Here is a 25,446-nt window from a genome sequence, read left to right as displayed (position 1 = left end):
ACTGCCGCCATGCCGGCGGACGCGCTCATCGGGACACTGTCATCTTCCATGGAGGCCGATCTGGCGCACCCGCTGGCGGACGATCTCGATGCGTTCCTGCAGTCGCTGGATGCGCCCCTCGACGAGGTCGCCGACGCGCTCGAAGCCGACGGCAGCGAGGCGGTCGCCGCCCGGGTGCTCGCCGCCAGCGAGTTCGTCCGCCAGACGCTGCGTGCCGACCCGGCCGGGTTCGCGGAGCTGATCGCCGGCGGCGAGCTGGGCCGCCCGCGGCGGCCGGCAGAGATTGCCGCCGCGGTCGCCGATGCCGTCGACGACGCATCGGCGGATGGCCCGGCAGACGGCGGGGCGGACGGCCCGGCACGACGGCTGCGGCGGCTGCGCCGGCGGGAGATGGCCCGCATCGCCTGGCGCGACCTGGCCGGTCTGGCCACCCTGGACGAGACCCTGCACGAGCTGAGCGATCTGGCCGATGCCGCGGTCATCGCCGCCATCCGCCACGCCGGCGAGGCGTTGTCGCAGCGCCACGGGGTGGTGCGCGATGCCGCCGGCGAGCCGGTCTCCCTGATCGCCATGGCCATGGGCAAGCTGGGCGGGCGCGAACTCAATTTCTCCTCGGACATCGACCTCATCTTCGTCTACCCGGATGCGGAGGAGAGCGACGGGCCGAAGCCGTTATCGGCGCCGGAGTACTTCGGCCGCATGGTGCGCCGGGTGGTCGCGCTGCTGGGCGAGGTGACGGCCGACGGCTTCGTCTTCCGCGTCGACATCCGGCTGCGCCCGTTCGGCGACAGCGGCCCGCCGGTGGTGAGCTTCTCCGCCATGGAGAATTACCTGCTGCAGCACGGCCGCGACTGGGAGCGCTACGCCTACGTGAAGGCGCGGCCTCTGTCCGACGAGGCCGGCATGGCCGCCTGGGGCGAGCTGGAGGCGAACGTGCTCACGCCGTTCGTCTACCGCCGTTATCTGGACTACGGCGTCTTCGAGTCGCTGCGCTCCATGAAGGCGATGATCCGTGCGGAGGTCGAGCGGCGCGAGATGCATGCCAACGTGAAGCTCGGTCCCGGCGGGATCCGCGAGATCGAGTTCATCGCGCAATCCTGGCAGCTGGTGCGCGGCGGCAGCGACCAGGCCCTGCAGAGCCGGGAACTGCGGGCCGCGCTGACGGCGCTGGCCGAGCGGCGTTATCTGCCCGCCGAGAGCGTGTGGGAACTGCTCGACGCCTATCGCTTCCTGCGCCGGCTGGAGAACCGGCTGCAGGAGATCCGGGACCGCCAGACCCACGACCTGCCGGCCGGCGAGCTGGACCGGGCGAGGCTGGCCCTGGTTATGGATCATCCCGACTGGCCGAGCCTGGCCGATGCGACGCAGCGGGTGCGTGCCGTCGTCGGCGGCCATTTCGAGGAGACCGTGTTCCGCGCCGGCGAGGACGTGCGCGCCGAGCGGCCGGCGTTGCAGGCGCTGTGGGAATCGGCCGATGCCGACGGGCTGGAGGAACGGGTGGCGGCGGCGGGTTACGCGGAGGCGGAGGCGTTCGCGCGGGTGCTGGGCCGCCTGCGCGCGGACATCGACACCCGCCGGCTGGACGAGATCTCCCGTCAGCGGGTGGACGAACTCATGCCGCCGCTGCTCGAACGGCTGCGGGCCCTGGACGAGCCCGACATCGCGCTGCACCGGCTGACGGGGATCCTGGGCGCGGTGCTCCGCCGCAGCGCCTACCTGGCCCTGCTGCTGGAGAACCGCCAGGCGCTGGAGCGCCTGGTGGAGCTGGTCGCGAAGAGCGCGTATCTGGCGACGGAGCTCGCTGCACACCCGCTGCTGATGGACGAGCTCATCGATCCGCGGATCGCGGACCGGGAACCCGGCGCGGCGGACCTGCGGGTGGAATACGAGACCCGGCTGTCCGCGGTGGGTGCCGACGATTCGGAGGCCGCGGTGGAGGAGCTGGCGCGCTTCCAGCGGGCGGCCACCTTCCGCGTGGCGGTGGCGGATTTCAGCGGCCGCCTGCCCATCATGAAGGTGAGCGACCGGCTCACGGAGATCGCCGAGATGGTGGTCGCCAGCGCCCTGTCGCTGGCCTGGAAGGACCTGGTGGCCCGTCACGGCCGGCCCTGGTGCACGGTGGACGGCGTGCGCCGGCGCGCCGGCTTCGCGGTGGTCGGCTACGGCAAGCTCGGCGGCATCGAACTCGGCTACGGTTCCGACCTGGACCTGGTGTTCGTGCACGACTCCGCCGGCGAGGACCAGGAGACCGACGGCGACAAGTGCGTGGACAACGCCGTGTTCTTCGGCCGGCTGGCCCGGCGGCTGGTGCACTTCCTCACGGTGCAGACGGTCTCCGGTGCCCTGTACGAGGTGGACACGCGGCTGCGTCCCAGCGGCCGCTCGGGTCTGCTGGTGAGTTCCGTGGGTGCCCTCGAGCGCTACCAGCGGGAGGATGCCTGGACCTGGGAGCACCAGGCGCTGCTGCGCACCCGCGCCGTGGCCGGCGACGCGCGCGTGCGCCGGGCCTTCGAGGGTCTGCGGGTGGACATACTGCAGAACGCCGTGCGCCGGGATACTCTCCGGGACGAGGTCATCGGCATGCGCGAGCGCATGTGGCGGGAGCTCTCCTCTGCCGAGTCCGGGACCTTCGACATCAAGCGCGACCCCGGCGGTGTGGGCGACATCGAGTTCATCGTCCAGTACCTGGTGCTGGCCCACGCCGACCGCCACCGCTCCCTGCTGCACTACACCGACAACATCCGCCAGCTGGGCGTGCTGGCCACCTGCGGCATCCTCGACGGCGCCACCGCGCTCGAGCTGCAGGATATCTACCGGGCCTACCGCCGTCGGCTCCATCACCTGGCCCTGGACCACCAGGACTCGACCGTGCCGGCCGCCGCGTTCGCCGCAGAGGCCGACGCCGTGCGGCGGATCTGGCGGCAGACCTTCGGCTGAGGCGGTTGCTATACTTGCGCGGATTTCCGGCCGATGCCCATGAGGGTCCAGAGAAGGAAGCAGCGATGAGAAGATCCGGCACCGTCGATCAGGAACTGATCCGGCCGAACGCCGAACACCGCTACGAGGTGACCAGGGCCGACCTGCCGCTGTCCTGCCCCATGCCGGGCATGTATCTGTGGAATTCCCATCCCAAGGTCTACCTGCCGGTGGAGCAGACCGGTGAGGCCAAGTGCGCCTACTGCGGCGCCGAGTACTACCTGCGCGACGCGGCCAACGAAGACGAGGCAGCCGATGAAAGCGATGCAGCCGAGCAGGCCTGAGCAGGGCCGGGCCGGGGAGGTGCAGTCTTGATCATCGTCACCGGCGGAGCCGGCTTCATCGGTTCCAACCTGGTGCGCGGGCTGAACCGCGCCACCGGCGAGGACATCCTGGTGGTCGACGACCTGACCGACGGCCACAAGTTCGAGAACCTCGCCGACCTGGACGTGGCCGACTACATGGACAAGGACGAGTTCATGGCGAAGCTGGAGACGGGCGGCTACCGTCGCCGGGTCTCGGCGGTGTTCCATCAGGGCGCCTGCGCCACCACCACCGAGTGGAACGGCCGCTACATGATGGAGAACAACTTCCGTTACTCCCGCGAGCTGCTGCGCGACTGCCTGCGCCACAACACGCCGTTCATCTATGCCTCGTCGGCCGCCGTCTACGGCGCCGGCCCCGGCTTCAGCGAGACGGCGGAGCATGAGCGACCGCTGAACGTGTACGGTTACTCGAAGCTGCTGTTCGACAACTACGTGCGCCGTCTGCTGCCCGAGGCGGGCAGCCAGATCGTCGGCCTGCGGTATTTCAACGTCTACGGGCCGCGCGAGCAGCACAAGGGCGGCATGGCGAGCGTGGCCTGGCATTTCCACAACCAGGTGGCGGAGTCCGGCGAGGCGCGTCTGTTCGAGGGCAGCGACGGCTACGGGCCCGGCGAGCAGGAGCGGGACTTCGTCTACGTGGACGACATCGTCGACGTCAATCTCTGGTTTCTGCAGCACCCGGAAGTGAGCGGTATCTACAACGCCGGCACCGGCCGGGCCCAGACCTTCAACGAGGTGGCCCGCGCCGTCATCGACTGGCACGGGCGCGGCGAGATCCGCTACATCCCGTTCCCGGCCGGCCTGAAAGAGGCCTACCAGAGCTACACCCAGGCCGACCTGACCCGCCTGCGTGCCGCCGGCTACAGCGGCGAGTTCCGGCCGGTACAGGCCGGCGTACCGGCTTATCTCGACCGCCTGGGAGCGCCGTCGGAGGGCGGCTCTGGCTGAGGCACCCCACGGGCCCGTGCTCGTCGTCGGTCCCTCCTGGGTGGGCGACATGGTCATGGCCCAGTCCCTGTTCCGGCTGCTCGCCGCACGCCACCAGGGCGTCTCCCTCGACGTGCTGGCGCCGGGCTGGTCCCTGCCCATCCTCGCGCGGATGCCCGAGGTGCGCGAGGCGGTCGAGATGCCGGCCGGCCACGGCGAGCTGCGCCTGGGCGGGCGCCGCCGCCTCGGCCGCGAACTGCGCGCGCGCGGCTATGCCCGGGCCATCGTGCTGCCCCGGTCGCTGAAGGCGGCGCTCGTGCCCTGGTTCGCCCGCATCCCGCGGCGCACCGGTTTCCGCGGAGAGCACCGCTACGGCCTCATCAACGACATGCGGCCCTTCGATGCCGCCCTGCTGGACCAGACGGTGAAGCGATTCGTGGCGCTCGGGCTCGAGCCCGGCGAGCCGCTGCCCGACGTGCTGCCCAGGCCGCGCCTGCGGGTGGATGCAGAACGCCAGGCGCAAGCCATGGCGCGGCTGGGGCTGGACCCGACGGCCGACCCGGTCGCATTCATGCCGGGGGCGGAGTATGGGCCGGCCAAGTGCTGGCCGCTGGAGTATTACGCCGAGCTGGCCGCGCGGCTCACCGATCGGGGCCACGCCGTCTGGGTGTTCGGTTCGGCGAAGGACGCCGCGGCCGCTCGCACCATTGCCGGAGCCGCGCCGGTGCAGGACCTGTGCGGCCGCACGAGCCTGGAGGAGGCCATCGATCTCCTCGCGGCCTGCCGCGCGGGCGTCACCAACGACTCCGGTCTGATGCACGTCGCGGCCGCAGTCGGACTGCCGGTGGCCGCGTTGTACGGTTCGTCGTCGCCGGCCTTCACGCCGCCGCTGACGGACCGGGCGGTGGTGCATTATCTCGGTCTGGAGTGCAGCCCCTGCTTCGAGCGGGAATGCCCGCTGGGCCACTTCCGCTGCATGCGGGAGATCACGCCGGAAGACGTGCTGGCGTCGCTCGTCGAACTGGCCGCCTGGGCGAACTGAGCGAGCCAGGCGACCTCGGCAACCTAGGCGGCCGGTGCCGCGCCGCCCAGCACCTCGTCCAGCCGCGCCTCGACCGCATCGGCCCGGATCAGGTCCATGGCCGCCGGGTCGCGCACCCGACGACCCCACGCGATCTCGCTCACCGGCCTGCCGAATTCCCGGCGCACCGCCTCCGGATAGGCGTTCACCACCAGGTGGCGGCTCAGATACGGGCCGGTACGGTCCGGATTGGAGGTGGCATAGAGGCCGATCACGGGCGTCGCCGCCGCCGTGGCCATGTGGGCGGGGCCCGAGTCCGGGCAGACGACGACGGCGGCGCGGCGGATCAGCGCGAACAGCTGTTTCAGCGTGCTGGCGCCCACCAGGTTGACGGGTTTGTTCGCCGCGGCGGCGGTGATGGCCTCGCCGTATTCCCGCTCCAGCGCCGTCGGGCCGCCGGTGATCACGGTGCCGGCGCCGTGGCGCTCGGCCGCGTGATCCACCAGGCGCGCGTAGTTGGCCACGCTCCAGTTGCGGTAATTGCGGGCGCGCTGGGAACTGCACGGGCTCAGCAGCATCCAGGGTCGCCCCGCCGGCAGGTGCCCGGCCGCGTATTCGCGGTCGGCATCGGAGACCGGTATGTCCCAGGTCAGGCGGCGCTCCGTCACGCCCAGGTACTCGGCGAAGCCGAACAGGCCGTCCATGACGTGCTCGCGGGGCCGGTGCGGGATGCGCTCGTCGGAGACCAGCCACTGGAAGTCCCGGGCCCGCTCCCGGTCGAAGCCGATGCGCCGCCGCGCCGGGACGAGGCGGCTGACCGCGTTGGCGCGCAGCGAGGCGTGCATCATCAGCAGCGCATCGAAGCGGCGGCCGGCGAGACGGCTTCTCAGTTCCCGGTAGCCGGCCAGGCCGGCCGACTTGTCGAAGGTGATAAACTCGAACTCCGGAATGTCCGCCATCAGGGAAGCTTCGGTGCGGCCGATGACCCACGTGATGGCCGTCTCCGGCCAGGCGGCTTTCAGCGTCCGCAGCACCGGCAGGGTATGGCAGGTGTCACCTATCGCGGACAGGCGCACGGCGCAGAGCGAGCCGGGCGGAGCGCTGTTGTCTATGGGATTCGCCAATACCTCGGAGCCGACTAGCGTGGAAGAGAGGATCCTGCCCAGCGCGGACGGCGCCATCCTATACGATCCCCGTATCTTCAACCACTTCGAGCCGGCCTGGCTGGAGCCCGGCGCGTGGGACACCCAGGGCGAAGTGCCCGATGCGCCCGGCCGGGGCGCCGTGCGGTTCGTCACCGGCGAGGCAGGCGACTTCGCGCTGCGCCACTATCGTCGGGGCGGACTGGTGGGTCGCGTACTGGACGACGAGTTCCTGTGGCTGGGGCAGACCGCCACGCGGCCGTTCCGCGAGTTCCGGCTGCTCGCCCGACTGGCCGCGGCCGGCCTGCCCGTGCCGGCGCCGGCGGCCGCGGGCTACCGGCGCAGCGGCGGGGTCTACCGGGGCGATATCCTCACATGCCGCCTGGCCGGCGTCCGCTCGCTGGCCGGCGTGCTCGGCGAGCGTGCTCTGGCGGCGGACGAGTGGCGGCGCATCGGCGCCATCATCCGGCGCTTCCACGACGCCGGTGTCTGCCATGCCGACCTGAACGCCCACAACATACAGCTCGGCGAGGAGGGCGCCGTCTGGCTGCTGGACTTCGACCGCGGCCGCCTCCGCCGCCCGGGCGCCTGGCAGCGGCGCAACCTCGCACGGCTGCTGCGCTCCCTGGAGAAGCTCCGCGCCAGCGTGCCCGGCTTCCGCTACGAGGCCGGCGGCTGGCGGGAGCTGGTGGCCGGCTACAGGAACGGTCCGGACAGCGACCGAACCGCTCGACACGACCAGACTGCCGGCTGATTCAGACGTCGTCGTAGTGGGCGGGGTCGCCCTTGAAACGGCGGTGGATCCAGTAGTACTGATCGGGGGCCGCACGGGCCTGGCGCTCCACCACGGCGTTCAGCCGCGCCGCGTCGGCCACCTCGTCGCCGCCGGGGAAGTCCTCCAGCGCGGGCTCCACGGTGATCCGGTAGTGCCCGTCCGGTTCCCGTCGTCCCGCTACCGGCAGCACCGCGGCACCGCTGCGGGCGGCGAGCCGGGCGGGGCTGCCGGTGGTCGGCGCCGGCAGCCCGAAGAACGACGCCAGCACCGGCCGGCTGCTCGTCTGGGCCTGGTCCACGGCCATCCACAGCGTACGGCCCCGTGCCAGCGCATCCAGGATGCCGCGCAGGTCGAATTTCGAATAGACGGTGCCGACGGCCCGCAGCCGGCCGCGGGTGAGCTGCCGGTCGAGGGCCGGGTAGCCGAAGGGCCGCTGGATGCCGTCGTAGTCGACGGCGAGACCCAGCAGCCGGCAGGCCAGGTCCATGGTGGTGAAATGGCCGGCGATCAGGATGACCGGCCGACCGGCGGCACGGGCGGCCTCGAGATGCTCCAGGCCCTCCAGCGTGGCCATGGCGCGCAGGCGCCGGTCGCTCGCCCACCAGGCCATGCCGAGCTCCATCAGGCCGATGCCGAGCGAGCGGAAGTGACGGCGCAGCAATTGCTGCCGCGCGTCGGCGGTGAGCTCGGGGAAGCAGAGTTCCAGGTTGCGGGCCGCGATGCGGCGCCGGCGCCCGGCGAGGCGGAAGGCGGCCGCGCCGAGGCCGCGCCCCAGCAGCCGCTGTGCGCGCCACGGCAGCAGCACCAGGGCGCGCTGCAGTGCGAGTGCCGCCCGGATCAGGGCCTCGCGGCCGCGCGACTCGCCTGCCGCGGACCGGGTGCCGGCGTCGTTCATCGGGAAAAACTCGGTGCGGCGAAGGACATTACTGTGGAATTGTAGCGCCGCCGGCGGGTCATACTCGGGCTCCGGCGCTTGAATCGGCCGCCGGCGGACCCATTATCGATCGTTCTGCAGGGGTCTGCAGAGCATTGGGCTCGTACTGCCAGGAGTAGTGCATATGAAGAGAATCCTGTTGTTCGTGGCGACCAACGTCGCGGTGCTGGCCGTCATCAGCATCGTATTCCGGGTCTTCGGTCTGGAGAGCATCGTCTCGGAGACAGGCGGGCTGAACCTGACCTCGCTGCTGATCTTCTCGGCGGTCATCGGCTTTGCCGGCTCGTTCATCTCTCTCGCCATCTCGAAGAAGGTGGCGCTCTGGACCACCGGCGCGAAGGTCATCACGCAGCCGTCCAATGCCACCGAGTCCTGGCTGCTCGCAACCGTGCAGAATCAGGCCGGCCGTGCCGGCATCGGCGTGCCGGACGTCGCGATCTACGACGCGCCCGAGGTGAACGCGTTCGCCACCGGCATGAGCCGCAACAAGGCGCTGGTCGCCGTCAGCACCGGCCTGCTGCGCAATATGAATCAGGCGGAGGCCGAGGCCGTGCTCGCCCACGAGGTCTCCCACGTCGCCAACGGCGACATGGTGACTATGACGCTGCTGCAGGGCGTGCTGAACACCTTCGTCATCTTCCTCTCGCGGGTGGTCGGTTTCTTCGTGGACCGGGTCGTGTTCCGCAACGAGCAGGGCGCCGGCATCGGCTTCTTCCTCACCAGCCTGGTGGCTCAGATCATCTTCGGCATCCTCGCGACCATCATCGTGCACTGGTTCTCGCGGCGGCGCGAATTCCGCGCGGACGCGGGCGGCGCCGAGCTGGCCGGCCGGGAGAAGATGGTGGCCGCGCTCGAGAAGCTGCGCGCGACCTACGAGCCGAGCGAGCTGCCGAAGCAGCTGTCGGCCTTCGGCATCGCCGGTCTGGGGGCGCACGGGCTGAAGAAGCTGTTCATGACGCACCCGCCGCTGGAGGAGCGCATCAACGCACTGAAGGCGAGCGGCTACTGATCGCCCGCCCCGGTGCCCGGGGCGTCGGCCTCGCCGGCAGAGTCTTCGCCGGCGTCGACGTCGTCGCGGGACTCGGTGGCTGCCACTGACGCCTCCTCGGCCGGCTGCTCCGCCGCCGGCTCGGCGTCTTCCTCGTCGCCGAGGCTGCCGCCGGCTTCCGCCGGCGCGGCCTCGGCGGTCTTCGGCTCGGGCCGCGGCAGCCCGATATGGAAGGCGGCGTAGCCGGGCATGACCACCTGATTCAGCGCCATGCCGATCACCCGGCCGTCCGTCGGCGCATAGATGTTGGTCCTGGCGTTGGTGATGGGATCGGTGATGGTGCCGAGCAGGTCGCCGGCGCTCACCCGCCGGCCCAGGTCCACCTCGGACAACAGGATCCCGCCCCGGTTGGCGCGTACCCAGGTGGAGCGGTAGTAGACGGGTTCCGGGTCGCCCCACAGACTCACCTTGCGCACCATGCCGAGCGTATTCAGCAGGGTCTCGATGCCCTTCACGCCGTGGCTGACTTCTTCGGTCTCCAGACGGGAAGGCCCGCCGGCCTCCAGCGTCACCGTTGGGATGCCCGCGTCCGTGGCCGCCTGACGCAGCGTGCCGTCCGCCGGGATGCTGTTGATGATCACCGTGGCGCCGAAGCCCTGGGTCAGTGTGACCACGCCCGGATCGCGCAGGTCGGCGCGCAGCTGCGGCAGATTCGCCCGGTCGAAGGAGCCGGTGTGCAGGTCCACCAGGGCGTCGCAGTGGCGCACGATGCTGTTGAAGAACGAGTGGGCGATCCGCGAGGCGGCGCTGCCGGCCGGGTTGCCGGGGAAATAGCGGTTCAGGTCCCGGCGGTCCGGCAGGTAGCGCGAGCCGCGGCGGAACGCCTGCAGGTTCACGATGGGCACGCCGATGACCGCGCCGGAGAGCTTCTGCGGGTCCAGGTCGTGGAGCACCCGGCGCACGATCTCGATGCCGTTCAGCTCGTCTCCGTGCACCGCCGCGGTGAGGCACAGCACCGGGCCGGGATAGCGGCCGTTCATCACCAGCACCGGCGTGTCCACCGGGATGCCCTCGAACAGCTCCGTCGCCGACCAGGACAGACGCTGATAGCTCGCGGGAGGCACCGTGCTGCCGAGTAACTCCAGCGCCTCCGCGTCGGACTCCCGGGCCTGGCCCCACTCCACCGGCTCGAGCGTGGTCAGGGGGCGCTCGGCCTGCGGCCGCTCCCGTGCGACAGCCGGCTCGGGCTCGCTGTCGTCATGCTGTTCGCGGGCGTCCTCCGGGTTGTCCACCACCTCTTCGGTGGCGCCTATACCCGGGCCTATACCCGGGCCGGCGACGGCGACGCCTGCGATGGCCAGCGACAGCACGGCCGCCGTCGCCATGGCGGCGGCGGTGGTGGCTGCGGTACGCCTGTTGTCCATCTTGATACCCATGGTCGACATCCGGCGAGCTACGCCTCTCTGCTTCGGCAGGCGCGGCCGCCCGGGGTTCCCTCCAGCGGAGCCGCCGCCCGCAAGGTTACGTAAACTATACGGAAACCGACAGCGAATCTGTGACCTGTTCTCGATATGCCGGATTTCGCTCTTCCTATCATTGATGCCATTGCCGCCGCCCGGAGGCCGCCCGCCATGCGCCGTGCCCTGCACATCCTGCCGCTGCTCCTGCTACCGCTGTTCGCCGGCTGCAATACCGGCGCCGACGACAAGGCCCTCGTCCGCGGCTATCTGCAGACCCTCATGATCGAGGGTCGCTGGGAGGACTGGGACCGATACTTCGCGCCCGGTGCCACCGTGAACGGTTCCCGCCATGCCCGCGAGGTGCTCTCCTCGATCGGGCGCGGCCTGCACGGCGCCTTCCCCGACCTCGAGCTGGAAGTGCTGGAGCAGATCGCCGAGGACGGTCGGGTGGCCACCCGGATACGCTTCACCGGCACGCACGAGGGCGTCTTCGATGCGACGCCGCCGACCGGCGCCCGGGTGAGCTTCGAGGGCCTCCTGCTCGACCGGATCGAGGACGGCCGGGTCGTCGAGAGCCGGCAGCAACTGGACATGCTCGGGCTGAGCCGCCGGGTGAAGGGCATCGCCGCGGGTCGGGGCGGCGGCTGATGTTCGGCCACTGGTCGCTCGTGCCGCCCGTCGTCCTGCTCGCGGCGGCAGCGCTCGTGATTCTGGAGGCGGAGGACTACGGCCCCCACGCGGTGCCGAATCTGCTGCCCCCGGCCCTCACGCTCGGCCTGCTGCTCTACGCCCTGGCGCGCGCCGGCTGGCGCTGGCGCGAGGCGGACCGGCGCTGGCTGCTGGGGGTCCTCGGTTTCGCCGTTCCGGCGCTGGGGCTCTCTCTCTACCTGCACCTCGGGCTGATGCTGGACTGGGGCGGCATGGCGAGCCGCGCCCGCACGCCGGAACTCCTGTTCCGCTTCCTGCCGTATTACACGACGGGCGCAGGGGCGATCGGGTTCGCCATCGGCTGGATCATCGGCCGCAATCTGGACGGGGAGCGCCGGGCACCGGGCGGGCGGCGACGGCGGGAATGAGACGGGTTTGTCTGTTGCCGGCGCCGGCATTAGCATAATCTTCGCGCTCGGGGACCCCGGAAAGCGGTGACGACAAGCGCTGACGATGAGCGGGACGAGAGGAAAGAGCATGGCAGGCGGGACGAATAGGCACGGGCCGGGACGCAGACGGCGGGCGGCGCTCGCGCCGCTGGCGTCACTAGCGTTCGCCGCGCTGGCCGTAGTGGCGCCGGGCGGGGCCGAAGCCACGCTCGAGGTCGCCGACAAGGTGGTGGTGGAGAAATCCGATCGCAAGCTCCACCTGCTGAAGGGCGAGCGGATCCTCGCCAGCTACGAGATCTTCCTCGGCATGGAGCCGGAGGGCCACAAGCAGGAGGAGGGCGATTCGCGCACGCCGGAGGGCCTGTACTATCTCGACCTGCGCAACGAGAACAGCGATTTCTTCCTCTCCATCCGCATCTCCTACCCGAACGCGCGGGACCGGGAGCGGGCGCGGCGGCTCGGCGTGGACCCGGGCGGCCAGATCATGATCCACGGCTACCCCAACGAGCCCCGCTATACCCCGGAGTTCTATCGCTCCGGCGACTGGACCGACGGCTGCATCGCGGTGTCCAATGCCGCCATGGTGGACATCTGGCTGATGACCCGCGAGAACACGCCGATCGAGATCCGCCCCTGAACCCGGCGCGTCCGCTGGCGCGCACCCCCGACAGGCGAACAGCATGGACATCGAAGTCTCTCCGGAGGGCAGCCTCGAACTCCTGTCACAGGAGGAGGTGAACCGGCTGCGCAACCGCGGCGAGGGCGGCCTCTACGCGCTGCTGCGGCGCTGCGCGCTCGCGGTGCTCACCTCCGGTTCCATGACGGACGACACCCGGGAGCTGCTGGCCCGCTACCGGGATTTCGAGGTGGGCATCATCCAGCAGGACCGCGGCGTGCGACTCGCGCTGCGCAACGCCCCCGAATCCGCCTTCGTGGACGGCCGCATGATCCGGGGCATCCGCGAGCTGCTGTTCTCCGTGCTGCGCGACGTGGTGTTCGTGGACAACGAGCTGCGCGAAGGCGGGCAGTTCGATCTCGCCCGTTCGGACTCCATCACCAACGCCGTCTTCCACGTGCTGCGCAATGCCCGCATCGTGCGGGCGCCGGCCGACACGAACGTGATCGTGTGCTGGGGCGGCCACGCCATCAGCCGGGAGGAATACGACTACACCAAGACCGTGGGCTACGAGCTGGGCCTGCGCGGCCTGCAGGTGTGCACCGGCTGCGGCCCGGGCGCGATGAAGGGGCCGATGAAGGGCGCGACCATCGGCCACTCCAAGCAACGCATCCGCGACGGCCGCTACATCGGCATCACGGAGCCCGGCATCATCGCCGCCGAGTCGCCGAACCCCATCGTCAACGAGCTGGTGATCATGCCGGACATGGAGAAGCGGCTCGAGGCGTTCGTGCGCGTCGGTCACGGTTTCGTGGTGTTCCCCGGCGGCGTGGGCACGGCGGAGGAGATCCTCTTCATCCTCGGCGTGCTGCTGCACCCGGACAATGCCGACATGCCGTTCCCGCTGGTGTTCACCGGGCCGGCCGGCAGCGAGGACTATTTCCGCCGCATCGACGAGTTCGTCGGCGCCACGCTGGGCGAGGCGGCGCAGCAGCGCTACCGCATCATCGTCGACGACCCGGTGGCCGTGGCCAGGACGATCCAGTCCGGACTCACCGACGTGCGCGATTTCCGCCAGCGCCACAGCGATGCTTACTACTACAACTGGCGCCTGAAGATCGACCACGACTTCCAGGTGCCCTTCCGGGCGAGCCACGAGTCCATGGCTTCCCTGGCACTGCATCCCGAGCAGGCGCCCGACGAGCTGGCCGTCAATCTGCGCCGGGCCTTCTCCGGGATCGTCTCCGGCAACGTGAGGGAGGACACGATCCGGATGATCGACGAGCGGGGGCCCTTCCGCATCGAGGCCTCCGGCAAGATCATGCCGCTGCTGGACGACCTGCTCCGCGCCTTCGTGGCCCAGGGGCGCATGAAGCTGTCCGGCAGTTACAGCCCCTGCTACGAGGTGGTCGCCTGACGCCCCTGCCGCGCGCAGCCGCCTTTTCCCGTAATCGCCCCGCTTAAGTCAAAAAGCCCGCAGCGCGGGGCCCGGCGCCGACCGTTAAGTCAAATCGGGTGGCTGAACCCGCTGATTTATCTGTCTTTTTTAACGCTGTTCATTGTGATGCAGTTCCTCGCTCCGGCACCCCCGGCGGCGTAATGTTCGCCCATCTGCTGGGAGTGGGATCAGCCATGCCTGACGACAAGGACATCCGCTGGGCCGCGGGCCCGGAAGAGGACGCGGACCATGACGAGACGGTGTCCGCGGCCGACCGGGACGACGGCCGCGACGGCGAGCCCTGGGACGCCTACCGCAAATGGCTCTCACGGCGCGGCGACCGGCCGCGCAGCCGCGGTGCGCTGGACCCGTCGCTCTACACCTGGAAGGGCTACCGCAACTGGGCGGAGGAAGTGAAACGGAACTGGAGCGATCGCAACCGCAGTGACCGTGACGAATCGTGACGCCGCCACCGGCCGCACGAACCGACTGACAGAAGAACGACGGATTCTTCCCACCTCGATCTCGAAAACTATGTCCAAACCGAAACCGGGCGCCGAAGAGCAACTGGCGCTGTTCAAGACCGAAGAGACCCGTGAGCGCTGGCGCTGGGTGCACGAAGCCATCGCCTACGCCAAGGAAGCCAATCGCACTGCGATGCTCATGGCGGAGGATCCGCCCCGGGACAGCCGCCCCGCCCTGAGACGGGTGCGCTGAGGCACCCGGCGGCGCCGACGGCCGGGCTTGGGCTCCGCGCTGACGTCTTATGGTTCAATTCACACCGCTGACACGAAGAAAGCGTTAGAATGTGTTGATTGCTGAGGGATTCGGCGGAAGAGAACATGGAACGGCTGCTGCAGTATCTGGATGAGATGGACGACTTCGTGTGGTCCGTGCCGCTGCTGTGGGAGCAGGTCCGCCGTCTCCTCGCGCGCCTGGTCGCGCTCCTGGCGGGCGCCATCATCGGCGTGGGCCTGGCCGTCGCGGCAGCGACCCTGCCGCTGGTCGCCGGTGCTTTCCTCGTGGCTGCCCTGATCGCCGCCCTCGTCGTCGCGATGTCCTGGCTGACCCGTCAGCCGGCGGCGCGCTGGACCGCCCGCCACTCCTGAGCCGCACCCGCTCGGCGGGTTGAAAACACCGCGAACGTCCCCACACTCCGACCTGCCCGGAGAGCGGCGGCGCGCCGTCGTGCCGCATCCGGGCACGGTACAGGTTCCACCCAGGGGAGGGCGACATGGCAGAGACCCGGAGCGCGGAGACGCTCGGTTTCCAGGCGGAGGTGAAGCAGCTGCTTCACCTGATGATCCACTCGCTGTACAGCAACCGGGAGATCTTCCTGCGCGAGCTGATCTCCAACGCTTCCGACGCCGCCGACAAGCTGCGCTTCGAGGCGCTCGCCGACCCGGCGTTGATGGAGGATGAGCCCGAACTGCGCATCGACGTGGACTTCGATGCCGAGGCCGGCACGGTGTCGGTCAGCGACAACGGCATCGGCATGAACCGGGACGAGGTGATCGCCAATCTCGGCACCATCGCGAAGTCCGGCACGGCGGAATTCCTGCAGTCGCTGACCGGCGATACGCGCAAGGACTCGCGCTTGATCGGCCAGTTCGGCGTCGGCTTCTACTCCTCGTTCATCGTCGCCGACCGGGTGGAGGTCTACACCCGGCGGGCCGGCCAGCCGGCCGACACTGGCATCCACTGGGAATCCGACGGTCAGGGTGAATTCCGCATCGGCTCCGCCGAGCGGCCCGAGCGGGGTACCCGCGTGGTACTGCACCTGCGCGACGACGCGAAGGAGTTCGCCGCGGCCGAGCGGCTGCGCCACCTGATCCGCCGTTACTCCGACCACATCGCGTTCCCGGTCACCATGCCCGCCGGCGACGGCGACGGCGACGGCGAGAGGGAGACGGTGAATGCGGCCACCGCCCTGTGGACGCGGCCCCGTGCGGAGATCGGCGACGAGGAATACCGGGCGTTCTACAAACACCTCACCCACGACCCGACGGACCCGCTGGCCTGGTCGCACAACCACGTGGAGGGCAAGCGCCAGTACACGAGTCTGCTCTACATCCCCGGCCGCGCCCCGTTCGACCTGTGGAACCGGGAGTCGCCCCGGGGGCTCAAGCTGTACGTGCAGCGGGTATTCATCATGGACGACGCCGAGCAGTTCCTGCCGCTGTATCTGTGTTTCGTCCGCGGTGTCATCGACACCGCCGACCTGCCGCTGAACGTGTCCCGCGAGCTGCTGCAGTCTCATCCCACACTGGACGCGCTGCGCAGCGCACTGAGCCGCCGGGCCCTGGAGCTGCTTGAGAAGACGGCCGCGGACGACCCGGAGACCTATCAGAAGATCTGGGACGAGTTCGGCGAGGTACTGAAGGAGGGCATCGGCGAGGATCCCGGCAACGCCGAACGCATCGCCGCGCTGCTGCGCTTCGTGACGACCCGCAGCGAAGGCACCACCCAGGACCAGTCGCTGGACGACTACATCGGCCGCATGCAGACCGACCAGGAGGCCATCTACTACCTGGTGGCGGACCGCCTGGAGAAGGCGCGATCCGCGCCCCAGCTGGAGGTGTTCCGGGAACGGGGCATCGAGGTGCTGCTGCTGCACGACCGGCTGGACGAATGGATGATCGGCCAGCTGCCCGAGTACAAGGGTACGAAGCTGAGCGACGTCGCCAGGGGCGGCGCGGAACTCCCCGGCGGTGAGAGCGGTCCGGAACAGGAGGCGCTGGACGAGGAGCAGAAGCCGCTCCTGAAGAAGCTGCGGCGTCTGCTGAAGGACCAGGTGGAGACCGTGCGGGTCAGCCGCCGGCTGGTGGAATCTCCCGCCTGCCTGGTGCTCTCGGAGCACGACGTCGGCCGCCAGATGCGCCATCTGCTGGAGGCGGCGGGGCAGAAGCTGCCGGAGACGAAGCCCATCTTCGAGATCAACCCGTCCCATCCGCTGGTGCAGCGCCTGTCCGCCGAGAGCGACGAGGGCCGCTTCGAGGACCTGGCGAGGGTGCTGGTCGATCAGGCGCGCCTGGCCGAGGGCGGCTCGCTGGAGGATCCGGGCGCCTACGTGCGCCGCATGAACCGGCTGCTGCTGGAGCTCGCCGGCGACGGGGAGCAATGAACCCGGCCCGACGCGCTAGAATCGATCCACGGCAATCGGCAAACGGCCGCCGGCCGACGACCGACGGAGGATAACGAGGCAATGACGGAAGAGACGAAAGACCAGTTGCGCGAACGACTGGGCGACGAGGCATGGCGGGTGACCCAGCAGGGCGCCACGGAGCCGCCGTTCGCCGGCCGCTACGTCAACCAGAAGGACGACGGCACCTATGCCTGCGTGGTCTGCGGGGCCGAGCTGTTCAGCTCGGAACACAAATACGACTCCGGTTCCGGCTGGCCGAGCTTCTGGCTGCCGCTGGCCGGCGACCGGGTCCGCACCGAGCGGGATACGAGTCACGGCATGGTCCGCGACGAGGTGCTGTGCGCCGCCTGCGGCGCCCACCTCGGCCACGTGTTCCCGGACGGGCCCGAACCCACCGGGCTGCGTTTCTGCATCAATTCCTGTGCGCTGTCCTTCGACGGGGAAGACCCCGAGGGTCGTTGAGGAGCGCTGAGCGGTGCTGCGCTTCCTCGCCTCGTTCCTCGCTGCCTGCGTGGTCGTCGCCGCCATGCTGGTGGTGGCCGTCCAGCTGTGGGGCGGCTTCGAACGGGTGACGGGCGAGGACGAGATCGCCGTGGAGGCGCATCCCCTCGACCTGCTCGTGGGTTACGACAGCCTCGACGTCGCCGAGCTGCTGGGCGAGCCGCGCCGCCGCCTGCCGGAACTGGAGGCGCCGCCGCCGATGCTGGAGCCGGTGCCGCCCGCCGGCGTAACCGAGCGAGAGCGGCAGGGCTTTGTGCAGGTGGAAGTCGAGGTGGATGCCAGCGGCTGGCCGGTGGACGCCCGGGTGCTCCGGGCCGCCCCCGCCGGCGTCTACGAGGACGACGCCCTGGCGGAGGTGCTGGGCCAGCGCTACCCGGCGGGCGAGCCCGGCACCCGGATACGGATCGTGGATTTCACCGTCCGCCCGGATGCCGCGCGCTGATCCGCGTGCCGAAACGAGGCGTCAGCCGACGTCCGGATTGAGCGTGTAGGTTCCCACCACCCGGGACTCGGCGAGGATGTGTCCTGCCAGCGCCGCCATCACGTCCTGGCCCGTGAATTTCCCCTCGACCGGCACCCGCTCGAGGTCCGTCGCGTAGAGCACGAAGTGGTAGTGATGGAGCAGCTCGTCGTTCCACGGCGGGCAGGGCCCGTCGTAACCGAAGTATTCGCCCGCCATGTCGGGATTGCCGGCCATGAAACTCGTGTAGTCGTTCAGTCCCTGGCGGGCACCATCCGGTCCGGCCGGCTCCTTCTTGCCTTTCGGCGTAACGCTGTCGGAGCAGGAACCCGCGGGTATGCCATCGGTGCCCGGCGGGATATCCACCATCACCCAGTGATAGAAATCCACCCGTGGCAGGTCGGCGGGGATGGTGCGTCCTTCCTGGTTCACGTCGTCGGCCTTGCTCGGCACGTCCACGTCGACGCAGAGCAGCACCAGCGAGCGGGTGCCCTCCGGCAGATTCGCCCAGGTGAAGTCCGGGTTGCGATTCGCACCCAGGGTCATGTGACCCTCGTCCGCCGGGTTGCCGAAGCAGAACTCGTCGGGGATGCGCTCGCCGTCCCGGAAAGCCGTCGTCGTCAGGTTCATGTTTCCGTCCTCCGTGTCCAGGATGTTTCACCGGCCTCGGGCCGGTACTCTGAGATCAATGCGCGTGCCTGCTCCACCCAGTGGTCGCGCTCGATGCGGTCCGGGAAGTCCTTCAGGGCCGCCTGCACCCGCTCGACGTCGTCCGGGCCGAACTGCGCGATCTGCTGCAGCCGGTGGATGCCGAGATCGTTCAGCAGGCGCTCGAGAACCGGGCCGATGCCGCGGATGCGCTTGAGGTCGTCCCGGGGCCGATGGACCGGCATCGTTCTGTCGCTGCCGTTGTCGCCGTCGCCCCCATCGCCCCCATCGCCACCGTAGCCGCCGTCTTCCCCGGCATGGCGGCGGCCGCCGTTGCCGTCGCCGCCGGGCGGCGGGTCGGTGAGCGGCAGGATGCGGGTGCGCAGTGTGTCTTCCAGCTCCCGCGCCCGGGCCCGCTCCATGTCCAGCGCCCGGTGGGCGGCGGTGGCCTCCGCTGCCTTCTCGCGGAAGCGATAGACCAGCGGCGGCAGACGCTCCTGCCAGCTCTCGAGCTCCCGGCTCAGCGTGAATATCTTCTCGTCCTTCGCCCGGGAGGCCGCCATGATCTCCCGGCTGCGCGTGAGCAGACGCTGCAGCTGGGCATGCAGTTCGTCGCGCTTGCGATTGGTCGCCGCCAGCGCCACGCGGCAATCGGTGAGCGCACTTGATGCCTCGTCCGCCGTGGCCGCCGCCCCGGCGAGTTCCTGCTCGGTGCGCGCGAGGCGCTGGCGCGCCTCCCGGTCTGCCCGTCGCGCGGCGTCCAGCCGCTCGGCGAGACTGCGTATCTGCTTGCGCAGGCGTTCCTTGGCCAGTTCCTCCGCCTGCAGTTTCTCCTGCCAGGTGGCGGCCGTCGTCAGTCGCTGGCGGCGATGGCGCTCGGCATGCAGGTACCACCCGAGCAATCCGCCGGCCAGTGCCGAGAGCAGCGCCAGGCCGATGATCATGATGGGCGGACCGGGCATGCTCTGGCTGCTCCTGCTGCGCGCGCCTCACGACGCCTTGCGCAGTTGCTCCATGTCGGTCAGTACCTCCTCGATGCGCGCCAGCGCCCACTCGAGCTGCTCCCTCGAGATGGACAGCGGCGGTGCCAGCCGCACCACGGTCTCGTGGGTCTCCTTGCTGAGCACCCCCTTCTGCATGAGGCGCTCCACGACCTCGCGGGCGCTGCCCTTGTCCGGGTCGATCTCCAGCCCGACGAACAGACCGCGGCCGCGCACGTCCCGCACCAGCGGGCTGTCGATGCGCCGGAGTCCTTCCAGCAGGACGGCGCCCATCGCCTCGCTGCGCGCCGCCAGGTCTTCCTCGACGATGATGTTCAGCGCTTCCAGCGCGACGGCGGCGGCCAGCGGGTTGCCGCCGAAGGTGCTGCCGTGGTCGCCGGGCCGGAACACGTCCATGACGTCGCGGCGGGCGAGGAACATGGACACCGGCAGGATGCCGCCGCCCAGGGCCTTGCCGAGTATGAGCCCGTCCGGCACCACGTCGTCGTGCTCGGAGGCGAGGAAGCGGCCGGTGCGGCCGAGGCCGGTCTGGATCTCGTCGCAGATCAGCAGCACGTTATGGCGCCGGCAGATCTCCCTGCAGGCGGCCAGGTAGCCGGGCGGCGGTATCACGATGCCGCCTTCGCCCTGCATGGGCTCCACCAGGAAGGCGGCGGTGTTCGGCGTGATGGAGGCCTCCAGCGCTTCCGCGTCGCCGAAATCCACCAGCCGGAAGCCGGGCGGGAAGGGGCCGAAGCCCTCCCGGTACGACTCCTCGCTGGACATGCCGACGATGGTGATGGTGCGCCCGTGGAAGTTGTTGCGGCAGGCGATGATCTCCGCCTTGTCGCGCTCCACGCCCTTGACCGTGTAGGCCCACTTGCGGGCCGCCTTCAGCGCGGTCTCCACCGCCTCGGCGCCGGTGTTCATCGGCAGCGCCCGGTCCTGCCCGGTCAGCTCGCAGATGCGCTTCAGGAACGGCCCGAGCTTGTCGGTGTGGAAGGCGCGGGAGACGATGCTGAGTTCGCCCGCCTGGCGGGTGAGCGCCTGGATCAGGCGGGGATGCGCGTGCCCGTGACTGACCGCGGAGTACGCGCTCATCATGTCGAGATAGCGGCGGCCCTCGTCGTCCCAGACGTAGACGCCCTCGCCGCGGCTCAGCACCACGGGCAGGGGGTGATAGTTCTGCGCGCAGTAGGTGTTTTCGAGTTCGATGCGCTTGTTGGACACTGTGCGACTCCATCCCGCGGCGGCCTCTTGCGCCTGCCGCCGATTTTGGTCCGTAAATTACTAATTTTACGGTATTTCGGGCATCGACGGCCAGAAAACCGGCGGCATCGGGGGCCGGCCCGGCGGGGCGTACCCGCTGTTGCGGGCCGCAGGCGCGGCCGTTACCGTACGCCGCTGTTTCCTCGCGAGCATCCCCGATGCCTGAAGATCAGATCGTCCTCGTCATCGTCGGCGTCGTCGCGCTGGGCGTGGCAGCGCAATGGGTGGCATGGCGCCTGCGCCTGCCGGCCATCGTGCTGCTGGCCGGTTCCGGGCTGATCGTCGGCCCGGGCCTCGGCTGGATCAATCCCAGCGAGGAACTCGGCGACCTGCTGCGCCCGGTCATCAGCCTGTGCGTCGCCATCATCCTGTTCGAGGGCGGCCTCAGCCTCAGGCTGGCCGAGCTGAAGGAGGCGGCCCGCGGCGTCCAGCGGCTCGTCTATCTGGGGGCGCCGTTCGGCTGGGCGGCTGCCACCCTCTGCGCCCACTACATCGGCGGCCTGGACTGGGCCGTGTCGCTGGTGTTCGGCGCCATCATGGTGGTGACCGGTCCGACGGTGATCATGCCGCTGCTGCGCCAGAGCGCGCTGAACCGCCGCACCGCCTCGTATCTGAAATGGGAAGGCATCGTCAACGATCCCATCGGTGCGTTGCTGGCGGTGCTGGTGTTCCAGTTCTTCGTCTTCAGCGGCGAGGGCTCGGGGCTGGCCGAGGTGCTGCAGGGGGTGGGGCTCGCCATCACGTCGGGGCTGGTGTTCGGCGGCCTCGGCGGCTGGCTCACGGGGCGGGCGTTCCGCGCCGGCATGGTGCCGGAGTATCTGAAGAGTCCGGTGATGCTCGGTCTCGTGCTCGTCGTCTACGAGGCCTCGAACCTGATGCAGCACGAGGCGGGACTGCTGGCGGTGACCATCATGGGTATTGTGGTCGCGAACATGAATCTGCCGGGCATCGGCGACATGAAGCGGTTCAAGGAGTACATCACCATCATGCTCGTGTCGGTGGTGTTCGTGCTGCTCACCGCCGATCTGAACGTCGAGTCCCTCACCTCGATCGGCTGGCGGGGTGCCGCCTTGATTGCGGCGATCATGGTCGTCGCCAGGCCCGCGGCCATCATGCTGGCCACGATCGGCGCGAAGATGGAGTTCCGCGAACGTCTGCTGCTCTCCTGGATCGCGCCGCGGGGTATCGTCGCCGCCGCCACCGCCGGTGTCATGGGGCCGCGGCTGGTCGATGCCGGCTACGACGCCGACGTGCTGCTGCCGCTGGTGTTCGCCGTGATATTCGCCACCGTCTTCGCCCATGGCCTGTCGCTGAACTGGCTGGCGGGGCGCCTCGGACTGTCGTCGCGGCACCGTGACAGCGTCGTGATCGTCGGGGCCTCGCCCTGGACCATCGAGCTGGCCCGCACGCTGCAGGGACTGAAGGTGAACGTGCTGGTGTCGGATTCCTCCTGGCACAACCTGCGCGCGGCCCGGCTGGCCGGCGTGCCCGTCTTCTATGGCGACATCCTCTCGGAGTTCGCCGAGGAGTCGGTGGAACTCGCGCACGTGCGCACGGTGCTGGCGGCCACCAGCAACGACGCCTACAACGCGCTGGTCTGCACCCAGATCGCGCCTGAGGTGGGCCAGCGCCACGTCTTCCAGCTGCCCATGGGGGCGGAGACCGAGGACGATCCCAAGGCGATCGCGCGGCCGCGCCGGGGCAACGTGGCGTTCGACAAGGAGGCCGTGTTCGAGCGGCTGTGGCGGCTGTACGTGCGGGGGTGGGCCTTCTACAAGACGAAGCTCTCGGAGAACTACAGCTACAGCGACTTCCTGAGCGAACGGCCCGAGGACGCGATGCAGGTCATCCTGCTCGGACCGGACGGCGACGTGGATCTGTTCTCCGTGCAGCACGAGCTGGAACCCAAGCCCGGCGATACCATCGTCTACTTCGCGCCGGGCAAACCGAAAAAAGCCGCTGCCGAGGGGGGCGCGGATGCGCAGGCTGCCCCGGCGTGAAGAGGTGATGATCCCGGGTCCCGCCGGCGACCTGGAGGCGCTGCTCGAGCTGCCGCCCGAAGGCGAGCCGACCGGTTACGGTGTCGCCTGCCATCCCCATCCGCAGCACGGCGGCAGCATGCAGAACAAGGTCGTGCACACGCTGTGCCGCGTGTTCAACGAGCGGGGACTGGCGGCGATCCGCTTCAATTTCCGCGGCGTCGGCGCCAGCGAGGGCGGCTACGACGACGGCGTCGGCGAGGTGGACGACGCGCTGGCGGTGATGGACTGGGCCGCGCGACGCTTTGGCGGCGAGGCCTGGCTCGCGGGATTCTCCTTCGGCGCGGCGGTGGCGCTGCATGCCGCCGCCCGACGGACGCCGGCGCGGCTCATCACCGTGGCGCCGCCGGTCGGCCGGCTGCCGGTGGCCACCGAGCGTCAGCCCGAGTGTCCGTGGATCATCGTCCAGGGCGAGGAAGACGAGCTCGTGGACGCCGACGGCGTCGTCGAGTGGGTCAACGAGCTGGCGCCGGGCCCGGAACTCCTGCTGCTGCCGGAGGTCGACCATTTTTTCCACGGTAAACTCACGTTGCTGCGCGAGCGGCTCGGCGAGCTGCTCGACGGCGAGGGGAAGGACGCGGACTGATCATGCTCGATGCGCTGGCGCGAAAGCTCGAATCATTGCTGGACGGTTCGGAGGAGGGCGACTCGGCGCAGGACGAGGAGCACGCCATACGTCTTGCCGCCGCCGCATTGCTGGTGGAGGTGGCCCGCGCCGATTTCGACTTCGACGCGGAGGAGGCGCTGGCACTCGAGGAGCTGCTGCGCCGCCATTACGAACTCACCGAAGAGGAAGCCACGCTGCTGCGCGAGGAGGCCAGCGAGCGGGTGGAGCATTCGGTGTCGCTGTTCGAATTCACCCGCACGCTGCACGAACGGCTCGACGAGCGGCAGAAGTCGGAGCTGATGGGCAGGCTGTGGGCCGTGGCTTTCGCCGACGGGCGGCTCGACAAGTACGAGGACGCCATGGTCCACAAGATCGGCGAGCTGCTCTACGTGCCGCGCTCGGAGGTCATGCGGCGCAAACTGCTGGCCCGCCCGGACGAGGCATAAAAAAACCGGGCAGCTGCCCGGTTTTTCCGATCCGTGTCACGCAGGGGTGACTCAGACCATGTCTTTCAGGCCTTTCAGGGCCGTGACCTTCACCGTCTTGCTGGCCGGCTTGGCCTTGAACATCATCTCTTCGCCCGTGAACGGGTTGATGCCCTTGCGCGCCTTGACGGCGGGCTTCTTCTTGACGGTCATCTTCGCGAGGCCGGGCAGCGTGAACGTCCCCGGGGCGCCGCGCCCGCCGAGGTTCTTCTTCATCAGGCCGGTCAGTGAGTCGAAGACCGCGGCGACGTCCTTGCGGGTGAGTCCGGTGTCTTCCGCGATGTGTCTGTAGATCTCCGACTTCGTCGGTGCCTTCTTGGCCGCGGTAGCGGCCTTTTTCTTTGCTGCCATGTATCAACTCCTGGATGGAACGCAAAACCCGGGCAATCCCGGCTCGATAAAGCGCGGCAACTTACCACAACTCGCTCTGACGCGACAGATGGTGAAGTGTATTTCGCAGGGTTTTTTTCGGGGTTTCGTCAATCCGTGAAGAACTGGCGGCGGAACTTCAGCATGGTCGGCTGAGTGGCACCGGGCGGTGTTGCCTCGATATTGAAGATCAGCGTCTCCCGATGCGCGACCGGCACCTCGCCGATGTAGTACGTCGCCTCGCCGTCACGCACGCGGCGCATCGTGATGTTCTTCGTCTGCCCCGTGAGGTTCGCCGCCGACACCTCGACGCCTCCCTCCACCGTGTTGCCCGTCGCCTTCTCGACGAAGCTCACGTTCAGCATGGCCCGGTTCTTGGAACGGACAATACCCGTGCTCTGCGCGACCGTCGGCGTGAGCTGATCGGTGGTCATCGCGTTGTAGTGCACGATGTAATCGCCGACCTCGGCGGACGTCTCGCCCGAAGGCATCGCCTCGGGCACGTTACGCTCCTGCTGCCCGCCATCGCCGCAGGCGGAGAACAGCACAGCCGCCAGCGCAAGCAGTATCGTTTTCGTCGGCCTCATAGCGGTCTCCCCGTGCCTTTTCATGACGGCCCTACTATAAACCATCCCCTTCGCCCGGCCCGAACGTGCGGTTGCCGGCCGTGCGGCGCTTCGGCCGCTGCCGTCAGTGCAGCACGCCGGGCAGGGCGCCGCCCACGGCGATGCTGGCGGCCTGCAGAAGGATGGCAATCAGCAGCGGCGAGAGATCCAGCCCGCCGATGGTGGGGATCACGCGTCGGGCCGGGTCCAGGATGGGGTTGACCAGCTGGCTGAGCAGACTGGTGACCGGGTTGTAGGTGCCGGGTGCGACCCAGCTCAATATGACGTAGACGATGATGGCGAAGAAAAAGAAGCGTAACGCGATCATGACCGTGCGCAGGATGGCGTAGTACAGCAACCCGAAGCCGTCCGGCGTCATGTTCAGTGCGTAGGCCATGGCGGCGACGAACACGAGCTCGAACAGCAGTATCACTACCAGCGTGGCCGTGTCGATCTTGCCCATGGGCGGCAGGACGCGCCGCAGCGGCACGATGAAAGGCGAGGTGATGCGCACGATCGCCTGGGAGAGCGGGTTGCGGAAGTCCGCCCGGAACAGCTGCATGAACAGCCGCAGCAGCAGCACGATCAGGAACAGGTCGGCCAGGGTCCGGAAGAGGAAGATCAGCGCGTCGTCCAAG

28 protein-coding genes are annotated in these 25,446 nt (G+C 69.4%); 19 read left to right on the top strand and 9 right to left on the bottom strand.

The genetic code is table 11. The annotated features are described in order from the left end of the window. Positions 1-9 precede the first annotated feature (9 nt). From glnE to waaF, 4 genes are all read left to right on the top strand, one after another. Complete coding sequence (glnE, locus tag ACJMK0_RS10780) at positions 10-2,937, top strand: bifunctional [glutamate--ammonia ligase]-adenylyl-L-tyrosine phosphorylase/[glutamate--ammonia-ligase] adenylyltransferase (protein WP_405238263.1); 2,928 nt, start codon at positions 10-12, stop codon at positions 2,935-2,937. A gap of 65 nt (positions 2,938-3,002) precedes the next feature. Then, positions 3,003-3,260: a zinc-finger domain-containing protein gene (locus tag ACJMK0_RS10775; protein WP_405238261.1), complete on the top strand. Its 258-nt coding sequence runs from the start codon at positions 3,003-3,005 to the stop codon at positions 3,258-3,260. Between the two features lie 27 nt (positions 3,261-3,287). Further along, the gene (gene rfaD / locus ACJMK0_RS10770) at positions 3,288-4,250 is read left to right on the top strand and encodes an ADP-glyceromanno-heptose 6-epimerase (protein ID WP_405238259.1); all 963 of its coding nucleotides are present in this window, start codon (positions 3,288-3,290) and stop codon (positions 4,248-4,250) included. A gap of 16 nt (positions 4,251-4,266) precedes the next feature. Next, on the top strand, positions 4,267-5,271 hold the full coding sequence (gene waaF, locus ACJMK0_RS10765; protein WP_405238257.1) for a lipopolysaccharide heptosyltransferase II: 1,005 nt from the start codon (positions 4,267-4,269) through the stop codon (positions 5,269-5,271). Positions 5,272-5,294: 23 nt separating this feature from the next. Here waaF and ACJMK0_RS10760 read toward each other — a convergent pair whose 3' ends face one another. Beyond that, the gene (locus tag ACJMK0_RS10760) at positions 5,295-6,431 is read right to left on the bottom strand and encodes a glycosyltransferase family 9 protein (RefSeq protein WP_405238255.1); all 1,137 of its coding nucleotides are present in this window, start codon (positions 6,429-6,431) and stop codon (positions 5,295-5,297) included. Between ACJMK0_RS10760 and ACJMK0_RS10755 the strand changes: the two genes are divergently transcribed. Then, positions 6,394-7,146: a 3-deoxy-D-manno-octulosonic acid kinase gene (locus ACJMK0_RS10755; RefSeq protein ID WP_405238253.1), complete on the top strand. Its 753-nt coding sequence runs from the start codon at positions 6,394-6,396 to the stop codon at positions 7,144-7,146. The genes ACJMK0_RS10760 and ACJMK0_RS10755 overlap by 38 nt on opposite strands. A gap of 1 nt (position 7,147) precedes the next feature. Here ACJMK0_RS10755 and ACJMK0_RS10750 read toward each other — a convergent pair whose 3' ends face one another. Further along, a complete protein-coding gene (locus ACJMK0_RS10750) occupies positions 7,148-8,062 on the bottom strand; it encodes an LpxL/LpxP family acyltransferase (protein WP_405238251.1) in 915 nt (304 codons plus the stop codon). A 163-nt stretch (positions 8,063-8,225) separates the two neighbouring features. On the opposite strand from ACJMK0_RS10750, the gene htpX reads away from it, so the two are divergent. After that, complete coding sequence (gene htpX / locus ACJMK0_RS10745) at positions 8,226-9,110, top strand: protease HtpX (protein WP_405238249.1); 885 nt, start codon at positions 8,226-8,228, stop codon at positions 9,108-9,110. Here htpX and ACJMK0_RS10740 read toward each other — a convergent pair. Then, entirely contained in the window at positions 9,104-10,525 is a 1,422-nt protein-coding gene (locus ACJMK0_RS10740) for a succinylglutamate desuccinylase/aspartoacylase family protein (protein ID WP_405238247.1), read from the bottom strand. The genes htpX and ACJMK0_RS10740 overlap by 7 nt on opposite strands. Positions 10,526-10,720: 195 nt before the next feature. Between ACJMK0_RS10740 and ACJMK0_RS10735 the strand changes: the two genes are divergently transcribed. The 10 genes from ACJMK0_RS10735 to ACJMK0_RS10690 all read left to right on the top strand — a co-directional run bounded on the left by ACJMK0_RS10735 (position 10,721) and on the right by ACJMK0_RS10690 (position 17,788). Further along, positions 10,721-11,197 carry an ester cyclase gene (locus ACJMK0_RS10735; RefSeq protein ID WP_405238245.1) on the top strand — a complete coding sequence of 159 codons (477 nt, stop codon included), beginning with the start codon at positions 10,721-10,723 and terminating at the stop codon, positions 11,195-11,197. Further along, positions 11,197-11,625, top strand: a complete 429-nt coding sequence (locus ACJMK0_RS10730) for a hypothetical protein (RefSeq protein WP_405238243.1) — start codon at positions 11,197-11,199, stop codon at positions 11,623-11,625. Before ACJMK0_RS10735 ends, ACJMK0_RS10730 begins: the two co-directional genes overlap by 1 nt. A gap of 109 nt (positions 11,626-11,734) precedes the next feature. After that, positions 11,735-12,283, top strand: a complete 549-nt coding sequence (locus ACJMK0_RS10725; RefSeq protein ID WP_405238241.1) for a L,D-transpeptidase family protein — start codon at positions 11,735-11,737, stop codon at positions 12,281-12,283. Positions 12,284-12,326: 43 nt separating this feature from the next. Continuing rightward, positions 12,327-13,679, top strand: a complete 1,353-nt coding sequence (gene ppnN / locus ACJMK0_RS10720) for a nucleotide 5'-monophosphate nucleosidase PpnN (protein ID WP_405238239.1) — start codon at positions 12,327-12,329, stop codon at positions 13,677-13,679. 215 nt (positions 13,680-13,894) lie between these two features. After that, positions 13,895-14,164, top strand: a complete 270-nt coding sequence (locus ACJMK0_RS10715) for a hypothetical protein (RefSeq protein ID WP_405238237.1) — start codon at positions 13,895-13,897, stop codon at positions 14,162-14,164. 70 nt (positions 14,165-14,234) lie between these two features. Then, positions 14,235-14,417 carry a hypothetical protein gene (locus tag ACJMK0_RS10710; protein WP_405238235.1) on the top strand — a complete coding sequence of 61 codons (183 nt, stop codon included), beginning with the start codon at positions 14,235-14,237 and terminating at the stop codon, positions 14,415-14,417. Positions 14,418-14,515: 98 nt separating this feature from the next. Next, positions 14,516-14,809, top strand: coding sequence for a hypothetical protein (locus tag ACJMK0_RS10705; RefSeq protein WP_405238234.1), 294 nt, complete (start codon positions 14,516-14,518; stop codon positions 14,807-14,809). Between the two features lie 125 nt (positions 14,810-14,934). Further along, positions 14,935-16,824, top strand: coding sequence for a molecular chaperone HtpG (htpG, locus tag ACJMK0_RS10700; RefSeq protein ID WP_405238232.1), 1,890 nt, complete (start codon positions 14,935-14,937; stop codon positions 16,822-16,824). An 81-nt stretch (positions 16,825-16,905) separates the two neighbouring features. Next, complete coding sequence (msrB, locus tag ACJMK0_RS10695) at positions 16,906-17,307, top strand: peptide-methionine (R)-S-oxide reductase MsrB (protein WP_405238231.1); 402 nt, start codon at positions 16,906-16,908, stop codon at positions 17,305-17,307. 13 nt (positions 17,308-17,320) lie between these two features. Next, a complete protein-coding gene (locus ACJMK0_RS10690) occupies positions 17,321-17,788 on the top strand; it encodes an energy transducer TonB family protein (RefSeq protein ID WP_405238229.1) in 468 nt (155 codons plus the stop codon). A gap of 21 nt (positions 17,789-17,809) precedes the next feature. Here the strand turns inward: ACJMK0_RS10690 and ACJMK0_RS10685 are convergent, their stop codons facing one another. The 3 genes from ACJMK0_RS10685 to rocD are packed head-to-tail and all read right to left on the bottom strand — an operon-like array spanning position 17,810 to position 20,664. Then, complete coding sequence (locus ACJMK0_RS10685) at positions 17,810-18,436, bottom strand: YbhB/YbcL family Raf kinase inhibitor-like protein (RefSeq protein WP_405238227.1); 627 nt, start codon at positions 18,434-18,436, stop codon at positions 17,810-17,812. Then, the gene (locus ACJMK0_RS10680; protein WP_405238225.1) at positions 18,433-19,416 is read right to left on the bottom strand and encodes a hypothetical protein; all 984 of its coding nucleotides are present in this window, start codon (positions 19,414-19,416) and stop codon (positions 18,433-18,435) included. Before ACJMK0_RS10680 ends, ACJMK0_RS10685 begins: the two co-directional genes overlap by 4 nt. Before the next feature lie 27 nt (positions 19,417-19,443). Next, positions 19,444-20,664, bottom strand: coding sequence for an ornithine--oxo-acid transaminase (gene rocD, locus ACJMK0_RS10675; protein ID WP_405238223.1), 1,221 nt, complete (start codon positions 20,662-20,664; stop codon positions 19,444-19,446). A gap of 197 nt (positions 20,665-20,861) precedes the next feature. Here rocD and ACJMK0_RS10670 point away from each other — a divergent pair, with 197 nt between their 5' ends. The 3 genes from ACJMK0_RS10670 to ACJMK0_RS10660 are packed head-to-tail and all read left to right on the top strand — an operon-like array spanning position 20,862 to position 23,795. Next, positions 20,862-22,703 (top strand): cation:proton antiporter, encoded by a 1,842-nt coding sequence (locus ACJMK0_RS10670; RefSeq protein WP_405238221.1) that lies wholly within the window; start codon positions 20,862-20,864, stop codon positions 22,701-22,703. After that, positions 22,681-23,328 carry an alpha/beta hydrolase gene (locus tag ACJMK0_RS10665; protein WP_405238219.1) on the top strand — a complete coding sequence of 216 codons (648 nt, stop codon included), beginning with the start codon at positions 22,681-22,683 and terminating at the stop codon, positions 23,326-23,328. Before ACJMK0_RS10670 ends, ACJMK0_RS10665 begins: the two co-directional genes overlap by 23 nt. A gap of 2 nt (positions 23,329-23,330) precedes the next feature. Further along, positions 23,331-23,795, top strand: coding sequence for a tellurite resistance TerB family protein (locus ACJMK0_RS10660; RefSeq protein WP_405238217.1), 465 nt, complete (start codon positions 23,331-23,333; stop codon positions 23,793-23,795). Positions 23,796-23,846: 51 nt separating this feature from the next. Here the strand turns inward: ACJMK0_RS10660 and ACJMK0_RS10655 are convergent, their stop codons facing one another. The 3 genes from ACJMK0_RS10655 to ACJMK0_RS10645 all read right to left on the bottom strand — a co-directional run bounded on the left by ACJMK0_RS10655 (position 23,847) and on the right by ACJMK0_RS10645 (position 25,445). Further along, positions 23,847-24,185, bottom strand: coding sequence for an HU family DNA-binding protein (locus ACJMK0_RS10655; RefSeq protein ID WP_405238215.1), 339 nt, complete (start codon positions 24,183-24,185; stop codon positions 23,847-23,849). A gap of 128 nt (positions 24,186-24,313) precedes the next feature. After that, positions 24,314-24,790, bottom strand: a complete 477-nt coding sequence (locus tag ACJMK0_RS10650; protein WP_405238213.1) for a DUF4426 domain-containing protein — start codon at positions 24,788-24,790, stop codon at positions 24,314-24,316. A 103-nt stretch (positions 24,791-24,893) separates the two neighbouring features. Beyond that, a complete protein-coding gene (locus ACJMK0_RS10645) occupies positions 24,894-25,445 on the bottom strand; it encodes a YggT family protein (protein ID WP_405238211.1) in 552 nt (183 codons plus the stop codon). Position 25,446 lies beyond the last annotated feature (1 nt).

The sequence above is a fragment of the Lentisalinibacter orientalis genome, from assembly GCF_040706535.1.
Lineage (GTDB): Bacteria > Pseudomonadota > Gammaproteobacteria > Steroidobacterales > Woeseiaceae > Lentisalinibacter > Lentisalinibacter orientalis.
The sequence above is the reverse complement of the archived record's forward strand: the minus strand, read 5'-3'. Positions and strand labels throughout refer to the sequence as shown.

What these genes read in the sequence shown, in the direction of transcription:
- ppnN (WP_405238239.1), top strand. Translation starts at nt 12,327, where the DNA reads ATGGACATCGAAGTCTCTCCGGAGGGCAGCCTCGAACTCCTGTCACAG.
- ACJMK0_RS10710 (WP_405238235.1), top strand. Translation starts at nt 14,235, where the DNA reads ATGTCCAAACCGAAACCGGGCGCCGAAGAGCAACTGGCGCTGTTCAAG.
- msrB (WP_405238231.1), top strand. Translation starts at nt 16,906, where the DNA reads ATGACGGAAGAGACGAAAGACCAGTTGCGCGAACGACTGGGCGACGAG.
- ACJMK0_RS10670 (WP_405238221.1), top strand. Translation starts at nt 20,862, where the DNA reads ATGCCTGAAGATCAGATCGTCCTCGTCATCGTCGGCGTCGTCGCGCTG.
- ACJMK0_RS10655 (WP_405238215.1), bottom strand. Translation starts at nt 24,185, where the DNA reads ATGGCAGCAAAGAAAAAGGCCGCTACCGCGGCCAAGAAGGCACCGACG.
- ACJMK0_RS10725 (WP_405238241.1), top strand. Translation starts at nt 11,735, where the DNA reads ATGGCAGGCGGGACGAATAGGCACGGGCCGGGACGCAGACGGCGGGCG.
- ACJMK0_RS10750 (WP_405238251.1), bottom strand. Translation starts at nt 8,062, where the DNA reads ATGAACGACGCCGGCACCCGGTCCGCGGCAGGCGAGTCGCGCGGCCGC.
- ACJMK0_RS10740 (WP_405238247.1), bottom strand. Translation starts at nt 10,525, where the DNA reads ATGGGTATCAAGATGGACAACAGGCGTACCGCAGCCACCACCGCCGCC.
- ACJMK0_RS10715 (WP_405238237.1), top strand. Translation starts at nt 13,895, where the DNA reads ATGCCTGACGACAAGGACATCCGCTGGGCCGCGGGCCCGGAAGAGGAC.
- ACJMK0_RS10665 (WP_405238219.1), top strand. Translation starts at nt 22,681, where the DNA reads ATGCGCAGGCTGCCCCGGCGTGAAGAGGTGATGATCCCGGGTCCCGCC.
- ACJMK0_RS10730 (WP_405238243.1), top strand. Translation starts at nt 11,197, where the DNA reads ATGTTCGGCCACTGGTCGCTCGTGCCGCCCGTCGTCCTGCTCGCGGCG.
- glnE (WP_405238263.1), top strand. Translation starts at nt 10, where the DNA reads ATGCCGGCGGACGCGCTCATCGGGACACTGTCATCTTCCATGGAGGCC.
- ACJMK0_RS10660 (WP_405238217.1), top strand. Translation starts at nt 23,331, where the DNA reads ATGCTCGATGCGCTGGCGCGAAAGCTCGAATCATTGCTGGACGGTTCG.
- ACJMK0_RS10735 (WP_405238245.1), top strand. Translation starts at nt 10,721, where the DNA reads ATGCGCCGTGCCCTGCACATCCTGCCGCTGCTCCTGCTACCGCTGTTC.
- ACJMK0_RS10685 (WP_405238227.1), bottom strand. Translation starts at nt 18,436, where the DNA reads ATGAACCTGACGACGACGGCTTTCCGGGACGGCGAGCGCATCCCCGAC.
- ACJMK0_RS10760 (WP_405238255.1), bottom strand. Translation starts at nt 6,431, where the DNA reads ATGGCGCCGTCCGCGCTGGGCAGGATCCTCTCTTCCACGCTAGTCGGC.
- htpG (WP_405238232.1), top strand. Translation starts at nt 14,935, where the DNA reads ATGGCAGAGACCCGGAGCGCGGAGACGCTCGGTTTCCAGGCGGAGGTG.
- ACJMK0_RS10680 (WP_405238225.1), bottom strand. Translation starts at nt 19,416, where the DNA reads ATGCCCGGTCCGCCCATCATGATCATCGGCCTGGCGCTGCTCTCGGCA.
- ACJMK0_RS10775 (WP_405238261.1), top strand. Translation starts at nt 3,003, where the DNA reads ATGAGAAGATCCGGCACCGTCGATCAGGAACTGATCCGGCCGAACGCC.
- htpX (WP_405238249.1), top strand. Translation starts at nt 8,226, where the DNA reads ATGAAGAGAATCCTGTTGTTCGTGGCGACCAACGTCGCGGTGCTGGCC.
- ACJMK0_RS10650 (WP_405238213.1), bottom strand. Translation starts at nt 24,790, where the DNA reads ATGAGGCCGACGAAAACGATACTGCTTGCGCTGGCGGCTGTGCTGTTC.